The organism is Pedococcus sp. P1_H8 (assembly GCF_056405175.1).
In genome coordinates, this window is sequence record NZ_JBFUCP010000226.1 from 1 (window position 1) to 454 (window position 454).

At 72.5% G+C, this 454-nt stretch carries 1 pseudogene; it reads right to left on the minus strand.

Going from position 1 to position 454, the window contains the following annotated elements:
• Positions 1-424 (minus strand): annotated as a pseudogene (locus AC1DYG_RS19715) (hypothetical protein); the annotation flags it as partial.
• Positions 425-454 lie beyond the last annotated feature (30 nt).

Genomic DNA, 454 nt, shown 5'->3' on the forward strand with positions numbered 1-454 from the left:
GGGTGTCGCCGCGCGCGAACTCATCCGGCGCGCCGCCGGCGGCGGCGGCGGTGCGCTCCTCGAAGCCGCCGGCTGCCAGGGCTGCGGGCTCGAGCAACGCGCAGGGATTATGCGCCGGAACAGCCGGAGCGGGCGGCCCGTCCGGGGCGGCTGGGATGGCCGCCGGTGCGGGGACCGGCTGGCCGGGGAAACGCACGGCTCCGGGGCATCCGGTGCGCGTGTACTCGGAAGGCTCCTTGCTGGTTTCGGTGGCCGGCGGCCCGGCGAGGGGCTGTCCGCCGTACACAATCCAGCAGGGACGCCCACCGCCGTAGGCGCTCTCGTCGAACTCGGTGTCCCATTCGATGGTGGTCAGCGCGTAGTCGGCGTCGTTGGCGTATCCGTAACAGTGGGCGGCCTCGGTCTGCTCGAGGTAGTGCTGCACGCACTGCCTCTGGAGGGCTTTGACCTGTTC